The organism is Streptomyces sp. 3214.6 (assembly GCF_900129855.1).
Classification (GTDB): Bacteria; Actinomycetota; Actinomycetes; order Streptomycetales; family Streptomycetaceae; genus Streptomyces; species Streptomyces soliscabiei.
The window spans coordinates 8996055-9022426 of sequence record NZ_LT670819.1 but is presented as its reverse complement, the minus strand read 5'-3'; the positions used below and the strand labels follow the sequence as shown (position 1 = coordinate 9022426).

The following is a 26372-nucleotide window of genomic DNA, read 5'->3' as shown; positions in this document are numbered from 1 at the left end:
TCCAGGCTCTATGCTCGAGGCCACATCCTCATACAACCCCTGGGCCTCGCGCATCCCGTACGCAACACTTCGTGCACACGGCGTGTGGTCGGCGGGCAGGGCCGGCCTCCCGGGGACGACAGGACAGGACCCAGCATCGTGCCCGAGACGCAGCGCCGCCCCGAGAGCCGTTACGGCAACCGTCCCACCATGAAGGACGTCGCCGCTCGCGCCGGAGTCGGCCTCAAGACGGTCTCGCGCGTGGTGAACGGCGAGCCCGGGGTGACGTCCGAGACCGAACGGCGTGTCCAGGAGGCCATCGACGCGCTGGGCTTCCGCCGCAACGACAGCGCCCGGGTGCTGCGCAAGGGCCGTACGGCCAGCATCGGCCTGGTCCTGGAGGACCTCGCCGACCCGTTCTACGGGCCCCTCAGCCGCGCGGTGGAGGAGGTGGCCCGGGCCCACGGCGCCCTGCTCATCAACGGCTCCAGCGCCGAGGACCCCGACCGTGAGCAGGAGTTGGCGCTGGCGCTGTGCGCGCGTCGGGTGGACGGCCTGGTGGTGATCCCCGCCGGTGACGACCACCGGTACCTGGAGCCCGAGATCAAGGCGGGCGTCGCCACGGTCTTCGTCGACCGGCCGGCCGGCCGGATCGACGCCGACTGCGTCCTGTCGGACAACTTCGGCGGCGCCCGCGAGGGTGTGGCCCATCTCGTGTCACATGGGCACCGCCGGATCGGCTTCATCGGCGACATGCCGCGCATCCACACCGCCGCGGAGCGCCTGCGGGGCTACCGGGTGGCGATGGAGGACGCGGGGATACCCATCGAGGACGCGTGGATGTCGCTGGGCGCCACCGAGCCGCTGCGGGTGCGCCGGGCGGCCGAGGAGATGCTGTCCGGCCCCGCGCCCGTGACGGCGATCTTCTCGGGCAACAACCGGGTGACGGTCACCGTGATCCGGGTGCTCGCCGAGCGGACCCGTCGGGTCGCCCTGGTGGCCTTCGACGACCTGGAGCTCGCCGACCTGCTCCAGCCGGGAGTCACGGTGATCGCCCAGGACGCGGCCGCCCTCGGCCGCACCGCCGCCGACCGGCTGTTCCGGCAGCTGGACGGCACCTTGATCGCGCCCGAGCGCATCGAACTGCCGACCCGGCTCGTCGCCCGCGGCTCGGGCGAGCTGCCGCCGGCGGACTGAGGCTCCTGTGGACGCCCGCGACGAGTACCGCACGCCGGAGCACGGCACGCTGGAGGCGCTGGGCCTGGCCGTCGCGCCGCGCGACCATCCGCTGAGCTATCCCGGCGCCCGGCCGGCCAGGACCGGGCTCCTCGACGGGGACAGGCTGCTGCCGCTGGACCGGCTGACACATCCCGGCCGCACTCCCGTCGTGGCCGTCGGCTCCAACGCCAGCCCCGCCCAACTGCGCCACAAAATGGCCGAGTTCGGGATCGTCTCGCCCGTCCCGATGGTGAAGACGCGCGTGACGGGCCTCGACGTGGGCGTCTCGGCCCACGTCAGCCCGCTCGGGTACGTGTCCGCGTCCCCGGTCAATGTCCCTGGTACGACACGGGAGTTGTTCGTCATCTGGCTGGACGCGGAGCAACTCGCCATGCTCGACGCGACGGAGCCGCACTACGACCGGGTCCTGCTGCCCGCGCCGGGGTTCCGGGTCGAGCTGGAGAACGGCGAGGCACTCCTCGATGCGTTCGCGTACGTGAATCATCACGGGGTGCTGCACAACGGCGCCGGCGCTCCGCGCAGTCATCCCGGGCAACGCGCCCTGATCACCGAACTTCTCGCAGGCTCAGCGGCGTTGCGACTGCTTTTCGGGGTGACTCCGGAGGAGTTCTGCGCTCGGGCGCGGGCCGACGCGCGGCTGTGCGAGCGAGGTACCCGGCTGTTCGCGGAAGAGAAGATGGTGATCGCTTCCGGCCTGGAGCATCTGCACATCCGTTAGGATGATCAGACGGCATCGCGTGTCGGTCACCGTCCGGGTGAGGCATGGAGGCGCCCGTGAGTTTGCCTTACGGAGGCATTCCACACATGTCAGTCGAGCTGAATCACACCATCGTCCATTCCCGTGACAACCGGGAGTCCGCCGAGTTCCTCGCCCACATCCTGGGACTCGAAGTCGGGTCCGAGTGGGGCCCGTTCGTCCCGGTCGAGACGAGCAACAAGGTCACCCTGGACTTCGCCACCATCCCGGCGGAGTCCATCGTCATGCAGCACTACGCGTTCCTCGTCTCGGACGAGGAGTTCGACGCGGCCTTCGACCGGATCAAGCAGGGCGGGATCCCGTACTTCGCGGATCCGCACGGCAAGCAGCCCGGCAAGATCAACCACAACCACGGCGGTCGGGGCGTGTACTTCATGGATCCCTCGGGGCACGGGATGGAGATCATCACGACCCCGTACACCTTCCCCGCGCAGTAGTCCCGTGTGACGGCCGGCGGCCGCTCGGGGCGTCCCGGCCGGCCGTCGGCCTTCGCGCGCTCGAGCCCGTGGCGCGCTACTGGGCGGACGCCGTCAGATCGCCGCGGCGCGGGGCCGCGAAGCCCTCGAGCGCGGCCCGGGTCAGCCCGGTCGCGTCGGTCACCTCGGCGAGGTCGAGGGCGCCGCAGTCCAGGCCGCGCAGCAGATAGCCGCTGAGGGCCTTGGCGGTGGCCGGCTCGTCCATCACGTCGCCGCCGGCCCGGCTGGCGTACCGGGACAGCCGTTCGGCGGCCTGGGCGAAGCCCTCGCGGTAGAAGGCGAAGACGGCCGCGTAGCGGGTGGGGATGTGGCCGGGGTGCATGTCCCAGCCCTGGTAGTAGGCGCGGGCGAGGGCGCGGCGGGTGAGGCCGTAGTGCAGGCGCCAGGCGTCGTGGACGTTCTCGGTCGGGCCGACCGGCAGCACATTGGTGGAGCCGTCCGAGACGCGCACCCCGGTGCCGGCCGCCGCGACCTGCATGACCGCCTTGGCGTGGTCGGCGGCCGGATGGTCGCTGGCCTGGTAGGCGGCGGAGACACCGAGGCAGGCGCTGTAGTCGAAGGTGCCGTAGTGCAGGCCGGTGGCGCGGCCTTCGGCCGCCTGGATCATGCGGGCGACCGTCGCGGTGCCGTCGGTGGCGAGGATGGACTGGCTGGTCTCGATCTGGATCTCGAAGCCGAGCCGCCCGGGTTCGAGCCCGCGCGCCTCCTCGAAGGCCTCCAGCAGCCGGACCATGGCGGTGACCTGCTCGGGGTACGTCACCTTCGGGAGGGTGAGGACCAGGCCGTCGGGCAGGCCGCCGGCCTCCATCAGTCCGCTGAGGAAGACGTCGAGGGTGCGGATGCCCCGGTCGCGTACGGCGGCCTCCATGCACTTCATGCGGATGCCCATGTACGGGGCCGCGGTGCCTTTGGCGTACGCCTCGGCGATCAGGCGGGCCGCCCGGGCGGCCGTCTCGTCCTCCTCGGCGTCCGGGCGGGGCCCGTAGCCGTCCTCGAAGTCGACGCGCAGGTCTTCGATGGGCTCACGCTCCAGTTTGGCGCGCACGCGCGCGTACACGGGCTCGGCGAGCGCGTCGGACAGACCTAGGCAGGCGGCGAAGGAGGCGGCGTCGGGTGCGTGTTCGTCGAGGGCGGCGAGGGCCCGGTCGCCCCACGAGCGGATCGTGTCGGCGTCGAAGGCGTCACCGGGGACGTAGACGGTGTGCACGGGCTGGCGGCTGCCGGGGTCTCCGGGGTAGCGGCGGTCGAGTTCGGCGTCGACCGGGGCGAGGGAGGCGCTGATCTCCTCACTGACGGCGCCCGCGAGACTCGTCGTCACCGTCTCCTGCTGTCCCTGGCCCATCCCACACCCTCCAGTTTTCCACTCTACGGAATAAACAATCCGCAGAACGAAGTTATCCGGGGATCTTCCGGCAGGTCAACACCCTGTCCACGCCATGGTCCCCTCGCGTTCACCACCGTGCCTAGGCCCCCTTCCGCACAACGGTTCACCCCTTCATCCTTGCTCACGGGACGAGGGGGGACACATGACGGGCGACAGTGGACCGACCCGGCGGGCGGGACTGAGAACGATGGTGGCCACCCTGGCGGCCCTCCCCCTGCTCGGCGTGGCAGGAGCCTCCGCCGCCCGGCGCGAGAACGCGTCACCGGCGCCGCTCCGCCCCACGCCCGTGCCGCCGCTGGAAGTCATGACGTTCAACCTCCGCTACGCGTCCGACGAGGAGCCCAACAGCTGGGCGGACCGACGCCCGGTGATGCGCACGCTGTTACGCCGGGCGGCCCCGCACGTCATCGGCACCCAGGAGGGCCAACCGCCGCAGTTGCGGGACATCGAGGCCGATCTCGGGCCGCACTACGACTGGATCGGCACCACCCGCGGCGGCGACGAGGAGGTGATGGCCGTCTTCTACGACAAGCGCCGGCTCGCCCCGGCGGAGTACGCGCACTTCTGGCTCTCCGCCACGCCGGAGGTACGCGGCTCCAACACCTGGGGCGGCGCCCACCCCCGCCTGGTCACCTGGGTCCGCTTCCGTGATCTGTGGGCGCGGGGGCGGGAGTTCTACCTCCTCAACACCCACCTCGACAACGCCAGCCAGTACGCCCGCGTGCGCTCCGCCGACCTGATCGCCAAGCGGATCGCCCGGCTCGACCGCTCCCTGCCACTGCTGCTGACCGGCGACTTCAACGTCGTCGCCCACGCCAATCCGGTCTACGACACGCTGCTGGGCGCCGGTCTGGTCGACACGTGGGACACGGCACGCGCGCGTGGCGGGGCGTATGCGACGTTCCACGGGTACAAGGCGCTCACGCCGGGCGGGGACCGCATCGACTGGATCCTGGCCACGCCGGGCGTCACGGTCCACCGGGAGTGGACCGACACCTACACCGCGGACGGCCAGTACCCGAGCGACCATCTGCCCGTGCAGGCCTCCTTGACCCTGGGATGAGCCGAGGCCCCCGTGACCAGCGCGCCTGCGCGATCACGGGGGCCCCGTACAGTCGTGCGACTGTCGAGGGATCAGCCCTTGCGGGTGTTGATCTCCTCGGTGAGCTGCGGGACGACGTCGAAGAGGTCACCGACGACGCCGTAGTCGACGAGGTCGAAGATCGGGGCCTCGGCGTCCTTGTTGACGGCCACGATGGTCTTCGAGGTCTGCATGCCGGCGCGGTGCTGGATGGCGCCGGAGATGCCGTTGGCGATGTACAGCTGCGGCGAGACGCTCTTGCCGGTCTGGCCGACCTGGTTGGTGTGCGGGTACCAGCCGGCGTCGACGGCGGCGCGGGAGGCGCCGACGGCCGCGCCGAGGGAGTCGGCGAGGGCCTCGATGATCGCGAAGTTCTCCGCGCCGTTGACGCCCCGGCCGCCGGAGACCACGATCGCGGCCTCGGTCAGCTCCGGACGCCCGGTCGACTCACGGGCCGTGCGGCCGGTGACCTTGGTGCCGGTCGCCTTGTCGGAGAAGGACACCGTCAGGGCCTCGACCGCGCCGGCGGCCGGAGCGGCCTCCACGGCGGCGGAGTTCGGCTTGACGGTGATGACCGGCGTGCCCTTGGCGACACGGGACTTGGTGGTGAAGGACGCGGCGAACACCGACTGGGTGGCCACCGGGCCCTCGTCGCCGGCCTCGAGGTCGACGGCGTCGGTGATGATGCCGGAACCGATGCGCAGTGCCAGACGCGCGGCGATCTCCTTGCCCTCCGCGGAGGACGGGACCAGGACGGCGGCCGGGGAGACGGCGGCGACGGCGGCCTGCAGGGCGTCGACCTTCGGCACGACAAGGTAGTCGGCGTACTCCGACGCGTCGTGGGTGAGGACCTTGACCGCGCCGTGCTCGGCGAGCGCGGCGGCGGTGTTCTCGGCACCGGCACCGAGCGCGACGGCGACCGGCTCACCGATGCGGCGGGCCAGCGTCAGCAGCTCGAGGGTGGGCTTGCGGACGGCGCCGTCCACGTGGTCGACGTAGACGAGGACTTCAGCCATGAAATTGCTCTCCTGCGAAACGAAGTTGAGGGGCGGTCGGCGAGGGGCCTTAGATGAACTTCTGGCCCGCGAGGAACTCGGCGAGCTGCTTGCCGCCCTCGCCCTCGTCCTTGACGATCGTGCCCGCGGTGCGGGCCGGACGCTCGGTCGCGGACTCGACCGCGGTCCAGGCACCCTCCAGGCCGACTTCCTCGGCCTCCAGGTCCAGGTCGGACAGGTCCCAGGACTGAACCGGCTTCTTCTTGGCGGCCATGATGCCCTTGAAGGACGGGTAACGCGCCTCGCCCGACTGGTCGGTGACCGACACCACCGCCGGCAGGGAGGCCTCCAGCTGCTCGCTCGCGGCGTCGCCGTCCCGGCGGCCCTTGACGGTGCCGTCCTCGACCAAGACCTCGGAGAGCAGGGTGACCTGCGGGACGCCGAGGCGCTCGGCCAGCAGGGCCGGGACGATGCCGGCGGTGCCGTCGGTGGAGGCCATGCCGGAGATCACCAGGTCGTAGCCGGCCTTCTCGATCGCCTTGGCCAGCACCAGCGAGGTACCGATGGCGTCGGTGCCGTGCAGGTCGTCGTCCTCGACGTGGATGGCCTTGTCGGCGCCCATCGACAGCGCCTTGCGCAGCGCGTCCTTGGCGTCCTCAGGGCCCACCGTCAGGACGGTGATCTCCACGTCGTCGTCGGAGTTCTCGGAGATCTGCAGCGCCTGCTCGACCGCGTACTCGTCGAGCTCGGAGAGCAGACCGTCCACGTCGTCCCGGTCGACGGTCAGGTCATCGGCGAAGTGCCGGTCGCCAGTGGCGTCGGGCACGTACTTCACAGTGACAACGATCCTCAAGCTCACGCCGGCTCTCCTACTGCATCGTCAGTTCTCGGCTGCCTTCTTCCAGGCAGCATAGGCGTCACAAGCGGCCGATCCCGGTTGGGGCGGCCTGCGCTCCCGACCGAAATATTACTCGTCAGTACACCCAGTTCATGCCCGCTAAGCAAGCGCTTTGAACTGTGACCTTCGCAACGCAGCGTAATCGGAATCCGACGACTTCGCAGGAGAGCCGGGCCGTGATCAATCCCGCAGAGCGGTGAACCGCCCCTGGTGGTAGAGCAACGGACGGCCCGCGCCCTCGGGATCGCCCAGAACAACCTCGGCCAGCACGATGCGGTGGTCGCCCGCCGGCACACGCGCGACGACACGGCACACCAGCCACGCGAGCACGTCGTCGAGGACGGGGACGCCCTCCGGGCCCTCGCGCCAGACGGTCGGCGCGCCGAAGCGGTCGGCGCCGCTTCTGGCGAAGGTGGCGGCCAACACCTGCTGATGCTCGCCGAGTATGTGGACGCCCACGTACTCGGCCCCGGAGATCGCGGGCCAGCTGGAGGCGCCGACGCCGATGCCGAAGGAGAGCATCGGGGGCTCGGCGGAGACGGAACTGAGGGAGGTGGCGGTGAAGCCGACCGGACCGCTCTCACCGTGAGCGGTGATCACGGCGACTCCCGCCGCATGCCGCCGGAAGACGGAGCGCAGGAGATCGGGAGAGGCGAGTCGAGGCGCGCCGAGGTCGGGCGTGGCCGTCATGGAGTTGTCCTTCTGCGAGGAGTGGCGAAACGGTCCGTGGGTGCTCAACAAGCCGGACAGCGCGCGCTCGCGGTACGGACCAGGTCGACGTGGACCCGTCCGTGCAGAAGGAGTTCCTCAGGCATACAGCCAGGCTGACGATGGGTGACGGGCGCAGTCAAGTGCGTTCCGGCATCTGGGAGCTGCCTCACCGTCGCCTTCGGGAGGGTCACACCGCCTCCCCCAGGGCCGCGATGACGTCGGCCTTGCGTGGCTGGCCGGTGGCGCGCCGGACGATGCGGCCGTCGGCGTCGAGGACCAGGACGGTCGGCGTCTTGAGGATGTCGAGTTCCCGGACGAGGTCCAGGTGCGCCTCCGCGTCGATCTCGATGTGGGCGACCCCGGGAACCACGCCCGCCACCTCGCCGAGGACCCGGCGGGTCGCCCGGCAGGGCGCGCAGAAGGCGCTGGAGAACTGCACGAGCGTGGCCCGTTCGCCGAGTTGGCCGCCGAGCCGGTCCGCCCCGAGTCGTCGTCCGTCGTCCCGCCCGCGCACGCGCACTCTCCCGCTCCGCCGCCGCTGCAGCACTCCGAAGGCGCTCGCCGCCGCGAGCACGGCCACACACACCACCAGTCCGGTCATCAGCCGCTCCAGCGTTCATGAGACTGCAAAGATTCCCGACCCCATGAATCGTTTCCGTTGCGGAATGCTTGATTCATGGACATCGACGCGAGGGGCCCGCGCTTCGGGGCCGCAGTGACGACCGTAGTACTCGCGGTCGTACTGATCACGGGCAGCGCCTGGCTGCTCGCCTGGCAGACGCTGGCGTTCGCGCTCGGCGCGGCGGGTGGAGTGGCACGCTCGCCGTACGGCCGGCTGTTCCGCACCGTCGTACGGCCGCGGATCGGGCCGCCGACCGAGTTCGAGGCCCCCGAGCCGCCGCGGTTCGCGCAGACGGTGGGCCTGCTGTTCGCGGGCGTCGGCCTCGCCGGCCTCACCCTGGGTCCCGACTGGTTGGGCCTGGCCGCGACCGGCGCGGCGCTGGCGGCCGCGTTCCTGAATGCCGCTTTCGGGTACTGCCTCGGCTGCGAGTTGTACCTGCTCGTGCGGAGGGTCGCGGTGCGTGCGGAGTAAAGGCGACCTAAAAGGCCGAGGTGGATCAAGCGGGTTGAAGTGACGAGGATCTCGCCGCCGCCGGGCACCAGGACTGGCTCCCCGGCCGTTCTTCGGGCACGATCTGCGAGATGCCGTAAACCTACGGCTGCGTAACTTTGCCGACGGGAGCCTCCCTCGGCGAAGAGAAGGAAGGGTCCGCCCCGCCCATGGCAGAGCTTGTCTACCGCCCCGTCGTCGGCCTCGCCCAGACGTTGTTCAAGGTCTGGGACCTCAAGATCGACTGCAAGGGGTCGGAGAACATCCCGCGCTCGGGAGGAGCCGTGCTGGTGAGCAATCACATCAGCTACCTCGACTTCATCTTCGACGGCCTGGCCGCGCTCCCGCAGAAACGTCTCGTTCGTTTCATGGCGAAGGAGTCCGTGTTCCGCCACCGCGTCTCCGGTCCGCTGATGCGCGGGATGAAGCACATCCCGGTCGACCGCGACCAGGGCGAGACGGCGTACCAGCACGCGCTGGAGTCGCTGCGCTCCGGTGAGATCGTCGGGGTGTTCCCCGAGGCCACGATCTCGCAGTCGTTCACCCTGAAGAGCTTCAAATCGGGCGCCGCCCGCATGGCCCAGGAGGCGGGCGTCCCGCTGATCCCGGTGGCCCTGTGGGGGACGCAGCGGCTGTGGACCAAGGGCCACCCGCGCAACTTCAAGCGCAGCCACACCCCGATCACCATCCGCGTCGGCGAGGCCATCGAGGCCTCCCGCGACAAGTACGCGGGCGCCATCACCCGGCAGCTGCGCGAGCGCGTCCAGGAGCTCCTGGAGGCCGCTCAGCGCGCCTACCCGGTGCGTCCCAGGGACGCGGGCGACACCTGGTGGATGCCGGCCCACCTGGGCGGCACGGCGCCGACGCCGGAGCAGGTCCGCGCGGCCGAGGCGCGCTGACGTCCGTCGGCACAGCGCGCGCCGGGTGAAGGTGTCGGCTGCGGCTGCGGCCGTGGTCGTGGTCGTACCGGGCGGCTGACCGGCTCGCCCAGCCGGACGCCCACGAATGGTGGGTGGTCCGGGATTTTCCGCGCGGTCGCCCACCGTCGTCCTCACTCAGGGCGTCACAGTGAGGTGGGGAGTGTCCGCCAGAGGTGCGGGCGGTCCTGAGCGGCCCGCAGTGCGGCGAGGACGGCCGGGTGGGGTGCGGCGTACAGGCCGGGGTAGTCCAGCTCGCCCGTCTCGGCGTCGGGCAGGAAGGCCAGTCGTTCGCCGTCCAGGGAGAACCGCGCGTCCACGCCCGGCTTGTTGCCGCGCGGATCCTGCCGGTGCCAGGCCCCGTTGAAGCGCACCGCGACGAGTCCGTGCAGGGCGTATCCGTCGCCCTCGTCGTGCGCGAACCGCTGGTAGCACAGGGCGGTGGGGATGTCCTCGGCCCGCAGCAGGGCGGCCAGCGCATGGGCCTTGGCGTAGCAGATGCCCGTCCCCTGCTCCAGCACGTCCGAGGCGCGCCAGGTCACGCGCGGGTCGCCGACGTCCTGCGAATGGGGAATGGTGTCGCGGACGAACTCGAACGCCAGGTGTGCATAGACATACGAGTCCTCCGCATCCCGCGCAAGACGTGCGGCCGTCGCCCGCACCAGCGGATGATGGTGGTCGACGGCCTCGTCAGCGGCCAGATACGCGGACAGGTCAGGGTTTTCCTGGATCAGCTCCATGGCGGGAGAGCATAGGAATACGATCACCCGCGCGTCAAATATTTTTGAGGGTGACCGTATACCTATGCATCCAAGGTCTTGCTAGCGCGCCATCTCCTCCTTGAGCGCCGCCACAAACGCGTCCACGTCCTCCTCGCTGGTGTCGAACGAGCACATCCAGCGCACATCGCCCGCAGCCTCGTCCCAGAAGTAGAACCGGAACCGCTTCTGCAGGCGCACGCTCACGTCGTGCGGGAGCCGGGCGAAGACCCCGTTGGCCTGCACCGGGTGGAGGATCTCCACGCCGTGCACGGCCCGCACGCCCTCCGCCAGCCGCTGGGCCATCTCGTTGGCGTGGCGGGCGTTGCGCAGCCACAGGTCCTTGGCGAGCAGGGCCTCCAACTGCACGGAAACGAAGCGCATCTTGGACGCGAGCTGCATGGACAGCTTGCGCAGGTGCTTCATGTGGCGCACGGCGTCCTGGTTGATGACGACGACCGCCTCACCGAACAGGGCGCCGTTCTTCGTGCCGCCCAGGGAGAGGATGTCGACGCCGACCGCGTTGGTGAACGTCCGCATCGGGACGTTCAGGGTGGCGGCCGCGTTGGCTATGCGGGAGCCGTCCAGGTGGACCTTCATACCGTGCGCGTGGGCGTGGTCGCAGATCGCGCGGATCTCGTCCGGCGTGTAGAGCGTGCCGAGCTCCGTGCTCTGGGTGATCGACACGACCTGCGGCATCGCACGGTGCTCGTCCTCCCAGCCCCAGGCCTGCCTGTCGATCAGCTCGGGGGTCAGCTTGCCGTCGGGTGTGGGGACGGTGAGCAGCTTCAGGCCGCCCATGCGCTCGGGCGCGCCCCCCTCGTCCACGTTGATGTGGGCGCTCTCGGCGCAGATCACCGCACCCCAGCGGTCGGTGACCGCCTGCAGCGCGACGACGTTGGCGCCGGTGCCGTTGAAGACCGGGAACGCCTCCGCCGTGGGGCCGAAGTGGCTGCGGACGATCCGCTGGAGGTGCTCGGTGTAGTCGTCCTCGCCGTACGACACCTGGTGGCCGCCGTTGGCCAGGGCCAGGGCGGCCATCACCTCCGGGTGGGCCCCGGCGTAGTTGTCGCTGGCGAAGCCGCGAAGGTCGGGGTCGTGGTGGCGACGGGCGTCGGTCTTCGGGGGGTTCACGGCTTCTCGGTGAGCCACAGACGCTGTCCGTTCACTTCGGGGGCGGGCTTCTCCCAGACTCCGGCGATGGCCTCGGCCAGGTCCTTGACGTCCGTGAAGCCCGCGAACTTCGCGTTGGGTCGCTCGGCGCGCATCGCGTCGTGCACCAGCGCCTTCACCACCAGGATGGCAGCGGCGGAGGTCGGCCCCTCGGCGCCCCCGGCCTTGTGGAAGGCGTCGGCGGTGGCGAGGGTCCAGGCCTCGGCGGCGGCCTTGGCGGCGGCGTACGCGGCGTTGCCCGCCGTGGGCTTCGAGGCGCCGGCGGCGCTGATCAGCACGTACCGGCCGCGCTCGCTGCGCTGGAGGGCCTCGAAGAAGGCGAGCGAGGTGTGCTGCACGGTCTTGACCAGCAACAGCTCCAGGAAGTCCCAGTCGTCCAGGCTGGTCTTGACGAAGGTCTCGCTTCCCCGCCAGCCGCCGACGAGGTGGACCAAGCCGTCGATCCGGCCGAAGTCCTTCTCGACGCGGTTGGCCCAGTCCCGGGTCGAGCCCAGGTCGAGCAGGTCGACCGGCTCGCCGGTGACGGTGGCGCCCCCGGCCCCGTAGCGGGCCGCGTCGACGGCCTCCGCCAGACGCTCGGGGTCGTTGTCCGCGCCGACGACGGTCGCGCCGGCCTCGGCGAGCCTGAGCAGTGCCGCCCGGCCGGCGGGTCCGCCCGCGCCGGCCACCGCGATCACCGCACCGTTGAGAGCCCCGTTCCCCATCCTTGCCTCCTGCTGAGCGGTGTTCGTACGGTCGCTCACGCGGCGACCCTCTCGGCGCTGTCCGCCGTGATGCCCTTGGTGGAGGCGATCACGTTCTTGAGCTTCTTGGACAGTGCCTCATAGAACATGCTCAGCGGAAACTCGTCCGGAAGCACGTCATCCACGAGTTTGCGCGGCGGCTGGCTCAGGTCCAGGGCGTCGGGACCCTTGGCCCACTTGGAGCCCGGGTGCGGGGCGAGATACGTGGAGACCAGCTCGTAGCCGGCGAACCAGTGGACGAGCTTGGGGCGGTCGATGCCGTCCCGGTAGAGCTGCTCGATATCGGCACACAGCTGGTTGGTGACCTGCGGGGCGCGCTGCCAGTCGATGTGCAGCTTGTTGTCGGTCCAGCGGACGACCTCGTGCTTGTGCAGGTAGGCGAAGAGCAGCTGGCCGCCGAGACCGTCGTAGTTGCGCACGCGCTCGCCGGTGACCGGGAAGCGGAACATACGGTCGAAGAGCACGGCGTACTGCACATCGCGGGCCTGCGGGATGCCGTCGGCCTCCAGCTTCACGGCCTCCTTGAAGGCGGTGAGGTCGCAGCGCAGCTCCTCCAGGCCGTACATCCAGAACGGCTGGCGCTGCTTGATCATGAACGGGTCGAACGGCAGGTCGCCGTGGCTGTGGGTGCGGTCGTGGACCATGTCCCACAGGACGAAGGCCTCCTCGCAGCGCTTCTGGTCGTGGACCATGGCGGCGATGTCCTCGGGCAGTTCCAGGCCCAGGATGTCGACGGCCGCGTCGGTGACCCGGCGGAAGCGGGCGGCCTCGCGGTCGCAGAAGATGCCACCCCAGGAGAAACGTTCCGGCGCCTCGCGGACGGCGATCGTCTCCGGGAAGAGGACGGCGGAGTTGGTGTCGTACCCGGCCGTGAAGTCCTCGAAGGTGATGCCGCAGAACAGCGGGTTGTCGTAGCGGGTGCGCTCCAGCTCGGCCAGCCACTGCGGCCAGACCATGCGCAGCACGACGGCTTCCAGGTTGCGGTCCGGGTTGCCGTTCTGCGTGTACATCGGGAAGACGACCAGATGCTGGAGCCCGTCCGCGCGGCTCGCCGCGGGCTGGAAGGCCAGCAGCGAGTCCAGGAAGTCCGGCACCTCGAAGCCGCCGTCGGACCAGGTCCGCAGGTCGCCGGTCAGGGCTCGGTGGTAGTCGGCGTCGTGCGGAAGCAGCGGGGAGAGCTCCTCGACGGCCTCGATCACGCGCCGGACCGCCTGCTCGGCGTCCGCGCGCGCGGGTGCACCCTCGGCCGCGAAGTCGATCGACCCGTCCTTGGACTGCCAGGGCCGAATCCGCTCCACGGCATCCTTGAGCACGCGCCACGCCGGGTGCTCCACCACCCTGGTCGCCGGAGGAACCCGCTCCCCCGTTGCTGCCTGCACAAGAATTTCCGTCATGTCCCATCCTCCGCTGGAGAACCTCGCGTCAGCACACCGTATGCATATGAGGTTTCTTCCAGCAAGTGGACCTTCGAGAGATTATCCTGCGCGGCTGGTCCTTCACCGCATTTTTTCCTGTCCGACATCGAAGGAGCGACTACTTCCGCTTCGACTGGGTAGAGGCGGGGCCCAGCCGGCCCACCCGCCCGCCTGCACATGTCCATGGCGGGGCGGGGCCGTTAGGCTGCGAGCTCTCCAACCCCGCCGTCGACGGAAGCGAGTCCCGTCTTGAACTTCCTCACCATCGGTCACCGCGGAGTCATGGGTGTCGAACCCGAGAACACCCTGCGTTCCTTCGTCGCCGCCGAGCAGGCCGGTCTCGACGTCGTCGAGCTCGATCTGCACCTGAGCAAGGACGGCGCCCTGGTGGTGATGCACGACCCCGACGTGGACCGTACGACCGACGGGACCGGGCCCATCGCCGACCAGACGCTCGCCGAGCTGCGCACTCTGGACGCGGGCCGCGGGGAGCGTGTCCCGTTCTTCGAGGAGGTCCTGGACGCGGTGCAGGTGCCGCTCCAGGCCGAGATCAAGGACGTGCAGGCGGCGCGGGCACTGGCCGAGGTGATGCACGCACGGGACCTGGTCGGCCGCGTGGAGGTGTCCTCCTTCCACGACGAGGCCGTCGCCGAGATCGCACGGCTGGTCCCCGGGGTGCGCACCGCGCTCATCGGCAGCCGCTACGGCCTCGACATCGTGGACCGGGCCGTGGACGCGGGCGCCGCGACGGTCTGCCTGAACCTGCGGCGGCTCAACCTGGAGACCGTCGAGGAGGCGCGGAAGCGGCACCTGCGGATCATCGGCTGGGTGGTCAACACCCAGGAGCAGCTGCGGCTCGTCCGGGCCCTGGAGCTGGACGGCGCGACCACCGACTACCCGGAGATCAGGCGCACGGGCCGCTTCACGGCGTGAACGGGCGCGGGCGCGGGCGACGGCGCGGCCACGGGAGTGGGCGCGCCACGCGTGGACATGCTCCGGGGCCCGCTGAAGCTCGGGCCCAAGCCCAAGCCCATGCTCATGCTCATGCCGAGGCTCAGGCGAGCGGCTTGACCAACAGCTCGAACTGCAGATCGTCGCGCTGGGGGATGCCGAAGCGCTCGTCCCCGTACGGGAAGGGGGTCATCCGTCCCGTACGGCGGTAGCCGCGCCGTTCGTACCAGGCGATGAGGTCCTCGCGTACGGAGATCACCGTCATGTGCATCTCGGTGACGCCCCAGTTCTCGCGCGCCTGGCGCTCGGCCTGCGCCATGACCGCCTTGCCGAGGCCGCCCCCCTGGGCCGTCGGGCTGACCGCGAACATGCCGAAGTAGGCGTGGTCGCCGCGGTGTTCGAGCTGGCAGCAGGCGATGATCCGGCCGTCCTGCTCGACGGTGAGCAGTCGGCTGTTGGGTGCCTTGATGACATCGAGCACGCCGTCCGGGTCGGTGCGCTGCCCCTGGAGGATGTCCGCCTCCGTCGTCCACCCGACCCGGCTCGAGTCGCCGCGGTAGGCGGCCTCTATGAGCGCGACGAGGGCGTCCACGTCGGCGTCGGTGGCGTCGCGGAAGGTGAATTCGGTGTCGGCGGTGTCCATGCGGGCGATCTCCGGTGGTCTCTGACGCGGTGGTGACAGCGACGAGCCTAGGGCCTGTCCGGCGGATCAAGTCGCCTGATCTGCCGGACAGGCTCCAACCCTGCCGTGCAAGGGTCTGGCCGGCGCAGACGTCTGCCGATCGGGCCGTCGCGGACGGGTTCCGCCGGATGCCCCTTAGGCTCCGGACGCATGGTGCATGTACTCAGCAGCAGGACCCTGCTCCGCCCGACCGACCCCGGGCGCTCCCGAGCCTTCTACGGCGAGCAACTGGGCCTGGCCGTCTACCGCGAGTTCGGTACGGGCTCGGAGCGCGGGGTCGTCTACTTCCTCGGCGGCGGCTTCCTGGAACTCTCCGGCCGGTCGCAGACCCCGCCGGATCCTGCCGTGCGGCTGTGGCTGCAGGTGCCGGACCTGGCAGCGGCGCACGACGAGTTGCGGACGAAGGGCGTCGACGTCGTCCGCCCGCCGGTGAAGGAGCCGTGGGGCCTGCTGGAGATGTGGATCACGGACCCGGACGGCACCCCGATCGTCCTCGTGGAGGTCCCACCGGACCACCCGATCCGCTACCGCCCGGGCATCTGAGGTACGGCCCCGATACCGGATCCCGGGCGCTGCCCCGCCCCGGGCCCCGGGCCGCGAGACCGGGCGGGCCGCCGGAAGGCGGAGTTCGGATGTCCGTCGGCGGCCGTTCGCCTGTAGTGCCGGTCTTTGTACACCGAGCGCGACTGGGATCACGCCCAGGAACGGCGGCGAGCAGGTGTGGGCGCGGCTCACCGCCGTGAAGTCTTGACCCGTGCGGTGATCCCGGGATTAGGGCCTGTCCGGCGGATCAAGTCGCAGGAACGCAGCGGCGCCTGATCGACGCAGGTGAGCGGGGTATGGTGCGTCCAGATGCAAGGCGGAGGAGGGCGTCGACGCGATGGGGGTCCCCCCGCTCGAACGCAGCCGAGAGTGGGGGAGTCGGCAACCGACGACAACGCCGGTGGGGGCACCTGCCGCTCGAGCGAAGCCGAGAGTGGGAAAGGACGCACCATACCCCGCGTCTGCGGCATGATCCGCTGGACAGGCCCTAAGGTGGCCGCCCCGAGCAGGAGCACCCGACCCATGACCAGCCTGTATGTACGGGAGATCACGCGCGAGGATCATCTGGCCCTTCTGCGGCTGTCCCCCGACGCGAGCCATCTCCAGATCCCCGAGTGGGGCGACGTGAAGCCCGACTGGCTGCCGGAGAGCGTCGGCTGGTTCGAGGGCGAGGCGTTGGTCGCCGCGGCGCTCGTGCTGTACCGGCCGCTTCCCGGGACGCGGCGCTTCCTCGCGTATCTTCCCGATGGGCCGGCGATCGACTGGCGGACCCCTCGTATAGAGCGATGGCTGGACCCGCTCGTCGCCCATCTGGAGCGGATCGGGGCGTTCTCGGTGCGGATCGGGCCGCCCCTGGTCGTACGTCACTGGGACGCGGCCACCGTGGCGGCGGGTATCGCCGACCCCGACGTGCGTCATCTGCACGATCTGCCTGCGGCCGGGATCGACGGATTCGCGCTCGACGCCGCTGAGCGGCTGCGACGGCTCGGGTGGCGGCCGTGCGAGGAGGGCGACGGCAGCGGGTTCGGCCTCGGTCAGCCGCGCTACGGCTGCCGTATCCCGTTGGCGGGGCGCTCGGCGGAAGATCTTCGCGGCGCCCTCGCACCGCATTGGGAACAGTCCCTGCGCACGGCCGAGACGGCAGGCGTCCATGTCTCTTGGGGCTCGGCCTCCGACCTGCCCGAGTTCCACCGCCTGTACACCGTGACCGCCGCCCACGACGGTTTCAAGGCCCGCCCGTTGGACTACTTCCGGCGCATGTGGAAGGCCCTGAACGCCGAGGACGAGGACCGGCTCCGCCTCTACCTCGCCTGGCACGAAGGCGAGGTGCTGTCCGCGGCCCTCATGATCAGCGTCGGCTCCCGGGCCTGGCACTCCTACGCCGCATCCGGCCGCAAAGGTCGCCAACTGCGGCCCAGCAGCGCGCTGTTGTGGCACATGCTGAGTGACGCACGGGCGGCGGGCGCCGAAACGTACGACCTGCGCTCCGTCACCCCCGCCCTCACCGAGAACCGGCTCCTCGGCCGACTCCGCTTCAAGACGGGGGCCGGCGGCCGGGTGGTGGAGTACCTCGGCGAGTGGGAACTACCGGTGGGCAGCCAGGGCAAGGTGCTGCAACGGGCGTTGGGGATCTACCTCGGACGCAGATGACCTGACCCGGCGGTCGGTCGGACGCAGTCCTGCGCGGCCGGCTCGGCGGGGCACCGGACGAGCCGGTCAGGAGGTCCGCTCATGTCGTCTTCAGGTCGGCGTGCACCAGGTCGTGGTCCGAGTACGGGGTCGGATGCACACGGTGCTCGAGCGGGAGGATGCCTCGCAGGAATATGTAGTCGAACTTGCTGTGCCAGTCGGTGGTCGGCCGGCAGTCGCCGGTGGGCGAGGGATGGCACTGCGGGTCCGCGTCCGCGGCCAGTTTCCACATTTTGGTGAGTTCGGGGGCGTCCGGCACGGCGTTGAAGTCGCCGAGCACGATCGCACGGTCGTGCCGGGCGACCTCTTCGGCGAGTACGGCGGTCTGGGCCGCTCGGACCGTCTCCTGACGTCGTTCGGCGAGGTGGGTGTTGAAGACCCGGACGGACCGGCCGCCCACCGTGGTGGTGACTGCCATGTACCCGCGGTCCTCGGAACCGCCGTCGGGGTATTCCACGGTGACGGCGTCTGTCATCGGCGCGGCCGAGAGCAGCGCCTGGCCGTAGGCCCCCGGGTTCCACGGCGCTCCCCCGCAGCGGCCCCAATTCCGAAGAACCGTCCCGTACTTGACGTGGTAGACCAGCCCGTATCGGCTCTCCAGACGGTCCCGGATCCCTTCGACGTCACGCACGCACGCTTCTTGCAGGCCGATGACCTGGGGCGCATACGTGGCGATCTCCGCTGCCCGGTCGGCGTTGCTCTTCTCGCAGGGGTTGCAGATGTTCCACGTCATGACCCGGTTCGGTACGACGTCCCTGGCGCCTTCGGCGGGCAGTGACCTGGTGGAGGAAGCTCCGCTGGGTGCCCTGGAGCCGACGAGCACGATGCAGGCCACGATCAGGACGCCCGTGAGCAACCGCATGTCCCTACCGAGCACTGTCGCCTCCTCGATGTGAATGCCCATGGCATCCGCTGTCTCCCCCGCACGAGGTTATGGGATGGGACTGTCGGCAACACCCGCGATGTGCCGGATCCCGTCACGGTCGAACGAAGCGGCTCACGTCGTGAGGCACGATCACACGTCGCGGCGGCTCACGACGAGCACGGCGACGGCGACCGTGATCAGCGGCCAGAGCGTGTACACGATCCAGGAGCCGGGGACGGTGGCGGTGTAGCCCAGGGATCCGGGATCGGGCTCCCAGGGTTGGACCAGGCGGTTCCAGGCGGCCGACACCATCGCGTGTTTGACGTCCGCCGACCAACGGTTGCTGTCCGAGAACATGGTGGGCAGCATCAGTAGCGCGAAGACGCTGGTGACCATGGTCCCGGCGGCATGCCGGAGCAGAACGCCGAGGCCCAGACCGACCAGGGCGCTGACCGGAGCCAGCAACGCGGAGGCCGCCAGCGCCCGGGCCGCCCCGGGGTGGGTGATCGCGACGCCGGCGTCGTGCCTGTCCAGGATGGCCTGGGAGACCAGGAAGGAACCGGTGGAGGCGATCGCGCCGACCGCGGTCCACAGCGCGGCGGTGACGGCCGCCTTGGCGAGCACGACCGAGCCGCGGGCGGGAACGGCCAGGGTGGTGGTGCGGATCAGCCCGCTGCTGTACTCGCTGACCACGGTGAGGGCGCCCATGCTGCCTGCGACGAGGATCAGCGTCCAGTAGCCGGCCGACGGATAGGCGTCGTAGGGCAGGAAGTCGACGGGGCCGGAACCTGCGGCCCTGTCCGCCGACGTGGCCACCGCGGCGGACCCGACGACGAACAGGACGGTGAGCCCGATCGTCCACGGCGTGGAGCGCAGGGACCTCGTCTTGATCCACTCGGAGACGAGCAGGTCGCCGAAGCGGGCCCGCGGCACGGCGGTCGGGGTGGCCGGGGCGGTCAGGGTGCTCCGGTGGATGGGGGCGCGTGTGGTCATCAGGGTTGTCCTGCCAGGTAGTCGGTGCTGTCGGCGGTGAGTTCCATGAAGGCCGCCTCCAGTGAGGCGGTACGGGTGGTCAGCTCGGCCAGCCGGATGCCGTGGTCGAAGGCGAGCGCTCCGATCCGGTCCGCCGCGAGCCCGGTCACGGCGAGCTTCTCGGCGCCCGCCGTGCCCTCCGGTTCGACCGAGGCGCCTGCCGCGGTCAGCACGGCTGCCAGCTCGGCGGCCTGCGGCGTCCCGACCACGACGCTGCCACGGGTGCCGCGGGCGGCGAAGGCCCGTAGCGGCTCGGCGGCGATGAGGCGGCCTCGGCCGATGACGACCAGCTGATCGGCGGTGTTCTCCATCTCCGACATCAGGTGGCTGGAGAGGAAGACCGTGCGTCCCTCGGCGGCCAGGCGCCGGAAGAGCCGGCGTACCCAGAGCACGCCCTCCGGGTCCATGCCGTTGATCGGCTCGTCGAACATGAGCACGGGCGGGTCGCCGAGCAGGGCGGTGGCGATGCCCAGTCGCTGCTTCATGCCGAGGGAGAATCCACCGATGCGGCGGTTCGCCACCTCGGCCAGCCCCACCTCCTGAAGCACCTCGTCCACCCGGTGTCGCCGGATGCCGTTGCTGCGGGCCAGAGCGGACAGGTGTGCCGTCGCGCTGCGTCCGCCGTGGACCTGTCCGGCGTCCAGGAGGGCGCCGACGTGCCGCAGTCCGCGCGGGTGGCGGTGGAAGGGGACGCCGCTGACAGTGGCGGTGCCGGCGGTGGGGGCGTCCAGGCCGAGGATCATCCGCAGGGTGGTGGACTTGCCGGCTCCGTTGGGGCCGAGGAATCCGGTGACCTGGCCCGGCCGCACGGTGAAGGACAACCGGTCGACGGCGGTCTTGCTGCCGTAGCGCTTGGTGAGTTCTCTGACTTCGATCACGGCACCCACAGTGGCGAGCGAACTCCCGTCCGGGCATGGGGCCGTGGGCGACAATCGGGCGGGCCGCCTCAGCCCGTGGCCGTACGTCCCGGGGCTGATGCCACGCCGGCGGTGGGCCGGTTAGTCTCGCGGCGTGAATCCCCTGACACCCACTCCGCTGCCCGCGCCCGCCGCACACCGCGGCGTTGTTCCCGAGAGGGCGCACCGCCGATGACGGGCACAAGGGCCGTGGCCTGGGCGGGAGGCGTCTCCTATGTCCTCGTGGTGGGCCTGCTGGTGGGGGCCGCGCCGCGGGCGTCGGGCGCGGTCCACGGAGTGGGGGCGCTGCTGGCCGGGTGCCTGCTCGTCGGCGTCGTACGACGGATGCCGCCGGCCGCGCTGGCCCTGGCGCTCCTCGGATCCACCGCTGTGGTGGTGGGCCCTCCGAGTTCCGTCCCTGAGGGCCCGGCGGCGTCCTATCAGGGCCAGTTCCTGTCGTTTCTGGCGGTGGACCTCGTGCTGGGCTTCATCGTCGCCACCTGCGCAGGGCGCGCTTCGACGGTCGCCGTGGCCGTGGCCGGCGCCGTGCAGTTGCTGGTGATCGGGGGTTTCGCGCACGGGGACGGCCTGGCCGTCAACGGGGTGATCGCCCTCCTGGCGATGGCCGCGTCGTGCATGGCCGGTCTGCTGAGCCGCGAGCGCCGCGAGCACGCGGCGGCGCTGCGCGCACAGGAGGTGGCCGAGGCCGTGACCGCCGAACGGCTGAGGATCGCACGGGAGTTGCACGACATGGTCGCCCACAGCATCGGCGTCATCGCCATCCAGGCCGGCATGGGCAGCCGGGTCATCGAGACCCAGCCGGCACAGGCGCGCGAGGCTCTGCGGGCCGTCGAGGCCACCAGCAGAGAGACCTTGTCGGGCCTTCGGCGCACGTTGGTGTCGCTGCGCCAGGCCGATCGGGGCGCGAGCGCCTCGGAGCAGTCACCGCTCGCACCCTCACCGGGGCTGGCGGACGTCGAACGGCTGGCGGCGGCGACCGCGGGCGCGGGGGTCCACGTCGACGTGCGCCGCAGCGGGAGGCAGCGTCCGGTGCCGGCCGACATCGATCTGTCCGCCTACCGCATCGTGCAGGAAGCGCTGGCCAACGTGGTCCGGCACGCGGGCACCGGGCGTTGCCGAGTGGCCATCGACTACGGAGAGCGGGAACTGTCCGTGGAGGTGGTCGACGAGGGGCGCGGCGCCGACGAGAACGGCTCGGCCCACGGCTTCGGCATCATCGGGATGCGGGAGCGGGTCGGCCTGCTGGGCGGCCGTCTCAGCGCCGGACCGCGCTCCGAGGGCGGCTTCCGGGTGGCTGCCGGGCTGCCGCTGCCCGCACCCGTGGCAGTTCCGGTGGAGGCCCGATGACCGTCCGGGTGGTGCTCGCCGACGACCAGCCGTTGGTTCGGTCCGGTCTCCGGGTGATCATGGCCGATCACGCCGACCTGGAGGTCGTCGGTGAAGCCGCCACCGGCGCCGAGGCGGTTCAGCTGGTCAGGGAGGTCTGCCCCGACGTCGTGGTCATGGACATCCGCATGCCCGGCATGGACGGGATCGAGGCCACCCGTCTGATCACGGCCGGTCCGGCGACCGCACGCGTCCTTGTTCTGACCACCTTCGACGAGAACGAGTACGTCTACGGATCGCTCCGGGCCGGTGCGAGCGGCTTCGTGGTCAAGGACATGGCGTTGGACGACATCCTCGCGGCGGTCCGTGTGGTCGCGGCCGGTGACGCGCTGATCGCGCCGGGTGTGACCCGCCGTCTGATCGCGGACTTCGTCGAGCGTCCCGCGGCCGGTCCGCAGCGCGCCCCGCGGCCGGTCGAGGGCATCACCGAGCGGGAACGGGAAGTGCTGACCCTGGTCGGGCGCGGCCGGTCGAACACCGAGATCGCCGAGGAACTCTTCATCACGGTGGCCACCACGAAGTCGCATGTGTCACGGCTGCTCACCAAACTGGGCGCCCGGGACCGGGTCCAGCTCGTCATCACCGCCTACGAGACGGGGCTCGTCACGCTGCCGCGCTGACGGTGAACGGCCTCGGGGCCCTACGGACGGTGGGCGTGGTCGTCAGGGGATGCCGTGGGCCGGGGGGAGGCTTAGCGTGCTGGAGGGGGTTCCCTTCGGAAGGAACGCCATGAAGCTCGACGCGCCCGTGCCCGGCGGGCCCTGCTGGGCCGAGCTGGGAACCAGTGACCTTGAGGCGGCGAAACGGTTCTACGCGGAACTGTTCGGTTGGCGTGCGGAGACGGATCCGCGGCAGGAAGCGGGCGGCTACACGGTCGCGCACCTCGACAAGGCGGCCGTCGCGGCGCTGACTCCCCTGTACCAGGAGGCACAGCCGTGCGCCTGGAACGTGTCGTTCGCGGTGACCGACGCGGATGTCAGCGCCCGGCTGGTCACGGAGGCCGGCGGCAAGGTGCTGGTCGGACCGATGGACGTCTTCGACGTGGGTCGTTTCGTGGTCGCCCTCGACCCGGGCGGCGCCGCGTTCCAGCTGTGGCAGGCCCGGGCCTTCCCCGGCGCCGGGCTGTTCAACGCGCCCGGCTCGCTCGGCTGGGTCGAGCTGCTGACCCGGGATCCCGAGCGGGCGGAGACCTTCTACACCACCGTGTTCGGCTGGACCGTCAGGCCCTCCGAGAACTATCTGCAGTGGGGCGTCGGCGGCTCCGACTTCGGCGGCATGATCACGATGGACGACAAGTTCCCGCCCGAGGTGCCGCCGCACTGGCTGCCGTACTTCGCGGTGGCCGACGTGGACGCCTCCACGCAGACCGCGCTCGGGGCGGGCGGCACCGCCCTCATGGAGCCGACCTCTGTACCGGACGGTCCGCGGATCGCCGTGCTGCGGGACCCGCTGGGCGCGGTGTTCGGCGTGTATCGGGCCGGCGACGAGGGGTGAGCCCGGACCGGTCGCGTTGAAGCCGCCGGTCGCCTCCGGGCAGGGTCTGTGGGGCGGGGTCGACGGGGCGCTCAGACCCGCAACGTCCGCATGAGCCCCTCCAACCGGCTCAACAACTCGCCCAGCAGGTCGGCCAGTTCGCCCTGCCGGTCGCCGTCCAGGGCGGACAGCACGGCGCTCTCGTAGGCGAGTTGCTCGGGCATGATGCCGTCGACGAGGTCACGTCCGGCGTCGGTGAGACGGAGGTGGGCGACGCGGCGGTCGCGTGTGTCGCCGCGGCGCTCCACCAGACCGCGTTCGGTGAGCTGCTTGAGGCGTTTGGTGACGGCGGCCCCGGAGGAGAAGGTCTCGCGGGCCAGTTCGCCGGGGGTCAGCTCGTGGCCGGTGCGGCGCAGCGCGCCGAGCAGGTCGAACTCGGGGCGGCTCAGGTCGGCCCGCCGCAGGGGTGCGTCCTCGGCCTGCTGAAGGAGGGCGGCACAGCGGTTGACGCGGCCGATGATCTCCATGGGCGCGGTGTCGAGCTCGGGCCGCACGGCCTGCCACTGCCGTACGACGGCGGCAACCGTGTCGTTCCTCTCCGGGCCACCGAAATCCGACCACGCCCTGCTCCCCCCGTCGGCCGTGGGGTGTTCTCGGGGTGTTTCGTCCGTCGTGGGGTCCTGGGTGCCGTCCCCTCTCCCGTTCTCGGCCGCCGCCCGTCCCTGCGTCGCCGTCATCGCCGCGCGTCCTCCGCTTTCGTACTCGCGTCCCGGTCCAGGAGCAGCCCCTGGCGCCGTACCGTCGCCGCGAGCGTACGGTGTCCGCACTGTTCGGCCGTCACGACCCGCTCCTCGGGCAGGGCGCGTTGCCACCACTCGCCGGATGCCGCGTCGGCGGTGGCGCGCAGCTCGACCAGCGCGGCGGTGAGGCCGCGGCGAGCACGTTCCAGGGCGCCGGGGGTCGGCCGTCGCTCTGCCAGGAGGCGGGCGGCGTGCTCGCGGGCCCGTTCGACGGCCGTCAGGGCGTGTCCGAGGCTGTCACCGGCCCGGCGGTTGGTGACGGCGACCGCGGCGAGGAAGCCGACCACGGCGCCCACGAGGGTGTCGAGGAGCCGCTCGGTGATCAGCCGACCGGCGTCCTGGGCCTGCGCGAACTCGGTGATGAGCAGCGCCATCGGGGTCACGCAGACGCTGCCGAGCCAGTAGTTGCGGCTCATCAGCGCCTCGGCGCCGAAGTTGAGGGCGAGGCAGATCAGGACGAGGGCCGCCGGGTGGACGTGGGCGAGCGGGGCGAACGCGGCGAACGCGAGGACCCCGCCGAGGTTGCCGACGACGCGCTGGACTCCGCGGCTCCAGGTGAGGGTGACGTTCGCCTGGTAGAGGGAGGCGGCGGTGACCAGGGTCCAGTAGGGGCGGCCGACGCCGAGGGCGAGGGAGGCGTATCCGGCGAGGGCGCAGCCGAGCGCCGTGCGTACGGCGATCGGCGCGAGGGGGCCCAGGCGCTGCCGCAACGGCGGTCGGCCGGTGGCGAGTTCGGCGTCGAGGCCGAGGAGTCCGTCGTCGTCCACGAGGTCGGCCGGATGCGGGACCGGGCCGGTGCCACGCAGGTCGCGGGCCCAGTCGCGCAGCCGTGCCGGATCGGTGTCGGCGGGGGCCGCGAGGGCGATCTCGGCTCGGACGAGGAGTCGTTCCAGGGCGCGGCGCGTCTCGCCGGCGCGGGCCGACAGGAGGGTCTGCCAGGCGGCGTGCACGGCGGCGGCAGCGGCGGCACGCGTCGGGGCGTGACCGTCGTCGGCGTCGTCCGTGCCAGCGTGTGCGGCGGCGTGTGCGGCGGCCGCGTTCAGGGCGTGGGCGGTGGCGCGACGCTCGGGACCGTGCGGCCGGGACAGTCGGGGCGCCATGCCGATCAGCCAGGCCCAGGCGCCCGCGACGAGGGCCAGTCCCACATGGCCGGGAACCTGGCCGAGGGTCTGCGGCACGAACAGCGACGCGGAGCTGATGAAGGTGAGGACGACGTTGCCGGGCGGGCCGAGGCGGGTGGCGTCGCAGAGGACCTTCTGCACGGCGGCGAGCAGAGCGCCGACGGTGACCAGGACCACCGCGCCGGGGGCGAGCGAGGCCGCGAGCAGGGCGACGGCCAGGCCGCCGGTCATGCCCAGCACGACCCCGGCCAGGACGCGAGCCCGGGCGACGTAGGGGCGCTTGTGGGCGTACAGCGCGCACAGGGAGCCGGCCATCGTGTACATCGCCAGGTCCAGCCGCCCGAGCGCCAGCAGGAGCAGGTTCGGTGGGGCGACCGCGGCGACCACGCTCAGAGCGGGCTTGAACCAGATGTCGGAGGGCCGGCCGAGGCGCAGCACACCGGTGAGCGGGAGACGGAGACGGTGGGGCATACAACTTAATTTAACATGTGTTTTACTCGTAAAATACTTTGTCGCCTGCCGTGCTCCGTCGAATGCTCCCCATGTACACCCTTGCGCCCGCGTGTGCGTGGCGTGGTCCGGCGTGGCGTGGGCATCGCATTCCCTCGACGGGGAACGTCGAGCGGGAGGTGCGCATGCACGGACCGGCTTCGCCCGGCTGGCTGCTGGTCGCGCTGTGTGCGGCGACCGGGGCCTACTGTCTGCTGCGGATGCGCAGCGCCGTCGAGGAACAGCGCAGGGCCGCGGGCGGCGAGGCGCTGATGGGCTTCGGGATGGCCGCGATGGCCGTCCCCCCGGCCGTGTTCATCCCGCCGGCGTGGGCCTGGCCGGCGTATACGGCGGTGTTCGGCGCGGCGGCACTGCGGACCCTGTGGGCCCTGCGGGCCACCCGTACAAGCCCTCACCACCTGCACCACCTGGTGGGTACCGGGGCGATGGTCTACATGGCGGCGGCGATGGCCGCCTCACCCTCGTCCTCGCCGGCGCACGCACACGGGCACGCGCACGGCGGCTCGGGGATCCCGCTGCTGACGGGCGCGCTGCTGCTGTACTTCGCCGGGTACGTCCTGCTCTCCGGGGTTCGGTTGCTTCCGGCGCCCGGGGCGGGCGGAGCCGCCCTCGCGTGGGGCGACCGGCCCGAGGTGGCGCGCGCCTGCCGGCTGGCGATGGGCGTCGGGATGCTCGCCATGCTGCTGACGATGTGATCCCCCGCCCCAACCGCCGGACGGGCGACGGCAGTCCGTGTGTCCTGGCGTGGTCTGCATCACTTCGCCGT

At 71.1% G+C, this 26372-nt stretch carries 28 protein-coding genes; 13 read left to right on the top strand and 15 right to left on the bottom strand.

Going from position 1 to position 26372, the window contains the following annotated elements; genetic code table 11:
• Positions 1-138 precede the first annotated feature (138 nt).
• From B5557_RS40570 to B5557_RS40560, 3 genes are all read left to right on the top strand, one after another.
• Positions 139-1176: a LacI family DNA-binding transcriptional regulator gene (locus tag B5557_RS40570; RefSeq protein WP_079664190.1), complete on the top strand. Its 1038-nt coding sequence runs from the start codon at positions 139-141 to the stop codon at positions 1174-1176.
• Positions 1177-1183: 7 nt separating this feature from the next.
• The gene (locus B5557_RS40565) at positions 1184-1936 is read left to right on the top strand and encodes a hypothetical protein (protein ID WP_079664189.1); all 753 of its coding nucleotides are present in this window, start codon (positions 1184-1186) and stop codon (positions 1934-1936) included.
• Positions 1937-2022: 86 nt separating this feature from the next.
• Positions 2023-2412, top strand: coding sequence for a VOC family protein (locus tag B5557_RS40560; RefSeq protein ID WP_079664188.1), 390 nt, complete (start codon positions 2023-2025; stop codon positions 2410-2412).
• A 76-nt stretch (positions 2413-2488) separates the two neighbouring features.
• On the opposite strand, the gene B5557_RS40555 is transcribed toward B5557_RS40560, so the two are convergent.
• A complete protein-coding gene (locus B5557_RS40555; protein ID WP_079664187.1) occupies positions 2489-3793 on the bottom strand; it encodes a DUF6986 family protein in 1305 nt (434 codons plus the stop codon).
• Positions 3794-3977: 184 nt separating this feature from the next.
• Between B5557_RS40555 and B5557_RS40550 the strand changes: the two genes are divergently transcribed.
• A complete protein-coding gene (locus tag B5557_RS40550; protein WP_079664186.1) occupies positions 3978-4898 on the top strand; it encodes an endonuclease/exonuclease/phosphatase family protein in 921 nt (306 codons plus the stop codon).
• 71 nt (positions 4899-4969) lie between these two features.
• On the opposite strand, the gene B5557_RS40545 is transcribed toward B5557_RS40550, so the two are convergent.
• From B5557_RS40545 to B5557_RS40530, 4 genes are all read right to left on the bottom strand, one after another.
• Positions 4970-5932: an electron transfer flavoprotein subunit alpha/FixB family protein gene (locus tag B5557_RS40545; RefSeq protein WP_079664185.1), complete on the bottom strand. Its 963-nt coding sequence runs from the start codon at positions 5930-5932 to the stop codon at positions 4970-4972.
• A 49-nt stretch (positions 5933-5981) separates the two neighbouring features.
• Entirely contained in the window at positions 5982-6770 is a 789-nt protein-coding gene (locus B5557_RS40540) for an electron transfer flavoprotein subunit beta/FixA family protein (RefSeq protein WP_079664184.1), read from the bottom strand.
• A 219-nt stretch (positions 6771-6989) separates the two neighbouring features.
• Positions 6990-7499 (bottom strand): flavin reductase family protein, encoded by a 510-nt coding sequence (locus B5557_RS40535; RefSeq protein ID WP_079664183.1) that lies wholly within the window; start codon positions 7497-7499, stop codon positions 6990-6992.
• 208 nt (positions 7500-7707) lie between these two features.
• Positions 7708-8121, bottom strand: a complete 414-nt coding sequence (locus tag B5557_RS40530) for a thioredoxin family protein (RefSeq protein ID WP_079664182.1) — start codon at positions 8119-8121, stop codon at positions 7708-7710.
• A gap of 75 nt (positions 8122-8196) precedes the next feature.
• Between B5557_RS40530 and B5557_RS40525 the strand changes: the two genes are divergently transcribed.
• Entirely contained in the window at positions 8197-8613 is a 417-nt protein-coding gene (locus B5557_RS40525) for a DUF4395 domain-containing protein (protein ID WP_079664181.1), read from the top strand.
• A gap of 188 nt (positions 8614-8801) precedes the next feature.
• Positions 8802-9530, top strand: coding sequence for a lysophospholipid acyltransferase family protein (locus B5557_RS40520; protein WP_079664180.1), 729 nt, complete (start codon positions 8802-8804; stop codon positions 9528-9530).
• Between the two features lie 164 nt (positions 9531-9694).
• On the opposite strand, the gene B5557_RS40515 is transcribed toward B5557_RS40520, so the two are convergent.
• From B5557_RS40515 to B5557_RS40500, 4 genes are all read right to left on the bottom strand, one after another.
• The gene (locus B5557_RS40515; RefSeq protein ID WP_173877789.1) at positions 9695-10288 is read right to left on the bottom strand and encodes a transglutaminase domain-containing protein; all 594 of its coding nucleotides are present in this window, start codon (positions 10286-10288) and stop codon (positions 9695-9697) included.
• Between the two features lie 81 nt (positions 10289-10369).
• Positions 10370-11440: a threonine aldolase family protein gene (locus B5557_RS40510; RefSeq protein WP_079664178.1), complete on the bottom strand. Its 1071-nt coding sequence runs from the start codon at positions 11438-11440 to the stop codon at positions 10370-10372.
• On the bottom strand, positions 11437-12183 hold the full coding sequence (locus tag B5557_RS40505) for an SDR family oxidoreductase (RefSeq protein WP_079664177.1): 747 nt from the start codon (positions 12181-12183) through the stop codon (positions 11437-11439). The genes B5557_RS40510 and B5557_RS40505 overlap by 4 nt, the downstream gene beginning before the upstream one ends.
• Positions 12184-12218: 35 nt before the next feature.
• Positions 12219-13616: a DUF6421 family protein gene (locus tag B5557_RS40500; protein ID WP_079664176.1), complete on the bottom strand. Its 1398-nt coding sequence runs from the start codon at positions 13614-13616 to the stop codon at positions 12219-12221.
• Positions 13617-13886: 270 nt separating this feature from the next.
• Between B5557_RS40500 and B5557_RS40495 the strand changes: the two genes are divergently transcribed.
• Positions 13887-14570: a glycerophosphodiester phosphodiesterase gene (locus tag B5557_RS40495; RefSeq protein ID WP_079664175.1), complete on the top strand. Its 684-nt coding sequence runs from the start codon at positions 13887-13889 to the stop codon at positions 14568-14570.
• A gap of 121 nt (positions 14571-14691) precedes the next feature.
• On the opposite strand, the gene B5557_RS40490 is transcribed toward B5557_RS40495, so the two are convergent.
• A complete protein-coding gene (locus B5557_RS40490) occupies positions 14692-15231 on the bottom strand; it encodes a GNAT family N-acetyltransferase (RefSeq protein ID WP_079664174.1) in 540 nt (179 codons plus the stop codon).
• A 189-nt stretch (positions 15232-15420) separates the two neighbouring features.
• Between B5557_RS40490 and B5557_RS40485 the strand changes: the two genes are divergently transcribed.
• Both B5557_RS40485 and B5557_RS40480 read left to right on the top strand, forming a co-directional pair.
• A complete protein-coding gene (locus B5557_RS40485) occupies positions 15421-15813 on the top strand; it encodes a VOC family protein (RefSeq protein ID WP_079664173.1) in 393 nt (130 codons plus the stop codon).
• A gap of 522 nt (positions 15814-16335) precedes the next feature.
• Positions 16336-17463 carry a lipid II:glycine glycyltransferase FemX gene (locus B5557_RS40480; RefSeq protein ID WP_079664172.1) on the top strand — a complete coding sequence of 376 codons (1128 nt, stop codon included), beginning with the start codon at positions 16336-16338 and terminating at the stop codon, positions 17461-17463.
• A 79-nt stretch (positions 17464-17542) separates the two neighbouring features.
• Here B5557_RS40480 and B5557_RS40475 read toward each other — a convergent pair whose 3' ends face one another.
• The 3 genes from B5557_RS40475 to B5557_RS40465 all read right to left on the bottom strand — a co-directional run bounded on the left by B5557_RS40475 (position 17543) and on the right by B5557_RS40465 (position 20277).
• Entirely contained in the window at positions 17543-18406 is an 864-nt protein-coding gene (locus B5557_RS40475) for an endonuclease/exonuclease/phosphatase family protein (protein ID WP_079664171.1), read from the bottom strand.
• Positions 18407-18517: 111 nt separating this feature from the next.
• Positions 18518-19360: a hypothetical protein gene (locus B5557_RS40470; protein WP_079664170.1), complete on the bottom strand. Its 843-nt coding sequence runs from the start codon at positions 19358-19360 to the stop codon at positions 18518-18520.
• A complete protein-coding gene (locus tag B5557_RS40465) occupies positions 19360-20277 on the bottom strand; it encodes an ABC transporter ATP-binding protein (protein ID WP_173877788.1) in 918 nt (305 codons plus the stop codon). The genes B5557_RS40470 and B5557_RS40465 overlap by 1 nt, the downstream gene beginning before the upstream one ends.
• Positions 20278-20487: 210 nt before the next feature.
• On the opposite strand from B5557_RS40465, the gene B5557_RS40460 reads away from it, so the two are divergent.
• The 3 genes from B5557_RS40460 to B5557_RS40450 all read left to right on the top strand — a co-directional run bounded on the left by B5557_RS40460 (position 20488) and on the right by B5557_RS40450 (position 23196).
• Positions 20488-21663: a sensor histidine kinase gene (locus tag B5557_RS40460; protein ID WP_079664168.1), complete on the top strand. Its 1176-nt coding sequence runs from the start codon at positions 20488-20490 to the stop codon at positions 21661-21663.
• Positions 21660-22322: a response regulator gene (locus B5557_RS40455; RefSeq protein ID WP_079664167.1), complete on the top strand. Its 663-nt coding sequence runs from the start codon at positions 21660-21662 to the stop codon at positions 22320-22322. Before B5557_RS40460 ends, B5557_RS40455 begins: the two co-directional genes overlap by 4 nt.
• Positions 22323-22431: 109 nt before the next feature.
• Positions 22432-23196 carry a VOC family protein gene (locus B5557_RS40450; protein ID WP_079664166.1) on the top strand — a complete coding sequence of 255 codons (765 nt, stop codon included), beginning with the start codon at positions 22432-22434 and terminating at the stop codon, positions 23194-23196.
• A gap of 71 nt (positions 23197-23267) precedes the next feature.
• Here B5557_RS40450 and B5557_RS44375 read toward each other — a convergent pair whose 3' ends face one another.
• Positions 23268-23912: a MarR family winged helix-turn-helix transcriptional regulator gene (locus B5557_RS44375; RefSeq protein WP_079664165.1), complete on the bottom strand. Its 645-nt coding sequence runs from the start codon at positions 23910-23912 to the stop codon at positions 23268-23270.
• Positions 23909-25567 (bottom strand): FUSC family protein, encoded by a 1659-nt coding sequence (locus B5557_RS40440; protein WP_079664164.1) that lies wholly within the window; start codon positions 25565-25567, stop codon positions 23909-23911. The genes B5557_RS44375 and B5557_RS40440 overlap by 4 nt, the downstream gene beginning before the upstream one ends.
• Before the next feature lie 164 nt (positions 25568-25731).
• Between B5557_RS40440 and B5557_RS40435 the strand changes: the two genes are divergently transcribed.
• Complete coding sequence (locus B5557_RS40435; RefSeq protein WP_079664163.1) at positions 25732-26301, top strand: DUF5134 domain-containing protein; 570 nt, start codon at positions 25732-25734, stop codon at positions 26299-26301.
• Positions 26302-26372: the final 71 nt, after the last annotated feature.

Excerpts from the sequence above, each read along its gene's own strand:
- B5557_RS40500 (WP_079664176.1), bottom strand. The coding sequence starts at position 13,616 with ATGACGGAAATTCTTGTGCAGGCAGCAACGGGGGAGCGGGTTCCTCCG.
- B5557_RS40435 (WP_079664163.1), top strand. The coding sequence starts at position 25,732 with ATGCACGGACCGGCTTCGCCCGGCTGGCTGCTGGTCGCGCTGTGTGCG.
- B5557_RS40520 (WP_079664180.1), top strand. The coding sequence starts at position 8,802 with ATGGCAGAGCTTGTCTACCGCCCCGTCGTCGGCCTCGCCCAGACGTTG.
- B5557_RS40560 (WP_079664188.1), top strand. The coding sequence starts at position 2,023 with ATGTCAGTCGAGCTGAATCACACCATCGTCCATTCCCGTGACAACCGG.
- B5557_RS40455 (WP_079664167.1), top strand. The coding sequence starts at position 21,660 with ATGACCGTCCGGGTGGTGCTCGCCGACGACCAGCCGTTGGTTCGGTCC.
- B5557_RS40485 (WP_079664173.1), top strand. The coding sequence starts at position 15,421 with ATGGTGCATGTACTCAGCAGCAGGACCCTGCTCCGCCCGACCGACCCC.
- B5557_RS40480 (WP_079664172.1), top strand. The coding sequence starts at position 16,336 with ATGACCAGCCTGTATGTACGGGAGATCACGCGCGAGGATCATCTGGCC.
- B5557_RS40550 (WP_079664186.1), top strand. The coding sequence starts at position 3,978 with ATGACGGGCGACAGTGGACCGACCCGGCGGGCGGGACTGAGAACGATG.
- B5557_RS40505 (WP_079664177.1), bottom strand. The coding sequence starts at position 12,183 with ATGGGGAACGGGGCTCTCAACGGTGCGGTGATCGCGGTGGCCGGCGCG.
- B5557_RS40545 (WP_079664185.1), bottom strand. The coding sequence starts at position 5,932 with ATGGCTGAAGTCCTCGTCTACGTCGACCACGTGGACGGCGCCGTCCGC.
- B5557_RS40535 (WP_079664183.1), bottom strand. The coding sequence starts at position 7,499 with ATGACGGCCACGCCCGACCTCGGCGCGCCTCGACTCGCCTCTCCCGAT.
- B5557_RS40525 (WP_079664181.1), top strand. The coding sequence starts at position 8,197 with ATGGACATCGACGCGAGGGGCCCGCGCTTCGGGGCCGCAGTGACGACC.
- B5557_RS40440 (WP_079664164.1), bottom strand. The coding sequence starts at position 25,567 with ATGCCCCACCGTCTCCGTCTCCCGCTCACCGGTGTGCTGCGCCTCGGC.
- B5557_RS40555 (WP_079664187.1), bottom strand. The coding sequence starts at position 3,793 with ATGGGCCAGGGACAGCAGGAGACGGTGACGACGAGTCTCGCGGGCGCC.
- B5557_RS40450 (WP_079664166.1), top strand. The coding sequence starts at position 22,432 with ATGAAGCTCGACGCGCCCGTGCCCGGCGGGCCCTGCTGGGCCGAGCTG.
- B5557_RS40515 (WP_173877789.1), bottom strand. The coding sequence starts at position 10,288 with ATGGAGCTGATCCAGGAAAACCCTGACCTGTCCGCGTATCTGGCCGCT.
- B5557_RS40460 (WP_079664168.1), top strand. The coding sequence starts at position 20,488 with ATGACGGGCACAAGGGCCGTGGCCTGGGCGGGAGGCGTCTCCTATGTC.
- B5557_RS40530 (WP_079664182.1), bottom strand. The coding sequence starts at position 8,121 with ATGACCGGACTGGTGGTGTGTGTGGCCGTGCTCGCGGCGGCGAGCGCC.
- B5557_RS40470 (WP_079664170.1), bottom strand. The coding sequence starts at position 19,360 with ATGACCACACGCGCCCCCATCCACCGGAGCACCCTGACCGCCCCGGCC.
- B5557_RS40490 (WP_079664174.1), bottom strand. The coding sequence starts at position 15,231 with ATGGACACCGCCGACACCGAATTCACCTTCCGCGACGCCACCGACGCC.
- B5557_RS44375 (WP_079664165.1), bottom strand. The coding sequence starts at position 23,912 with ATGACGGCGACGCAGGGACGGGCGGCGGCCGAGAACGGGAGAGGGGAC.
- B5557_RS40475 (WP_079664171.1), bottom strand. The coding sequence starts at position 18,406 with ATGGGCATTCACATCGAGGAGGCGACAGTGCTCGGTAGGGACATGCGG.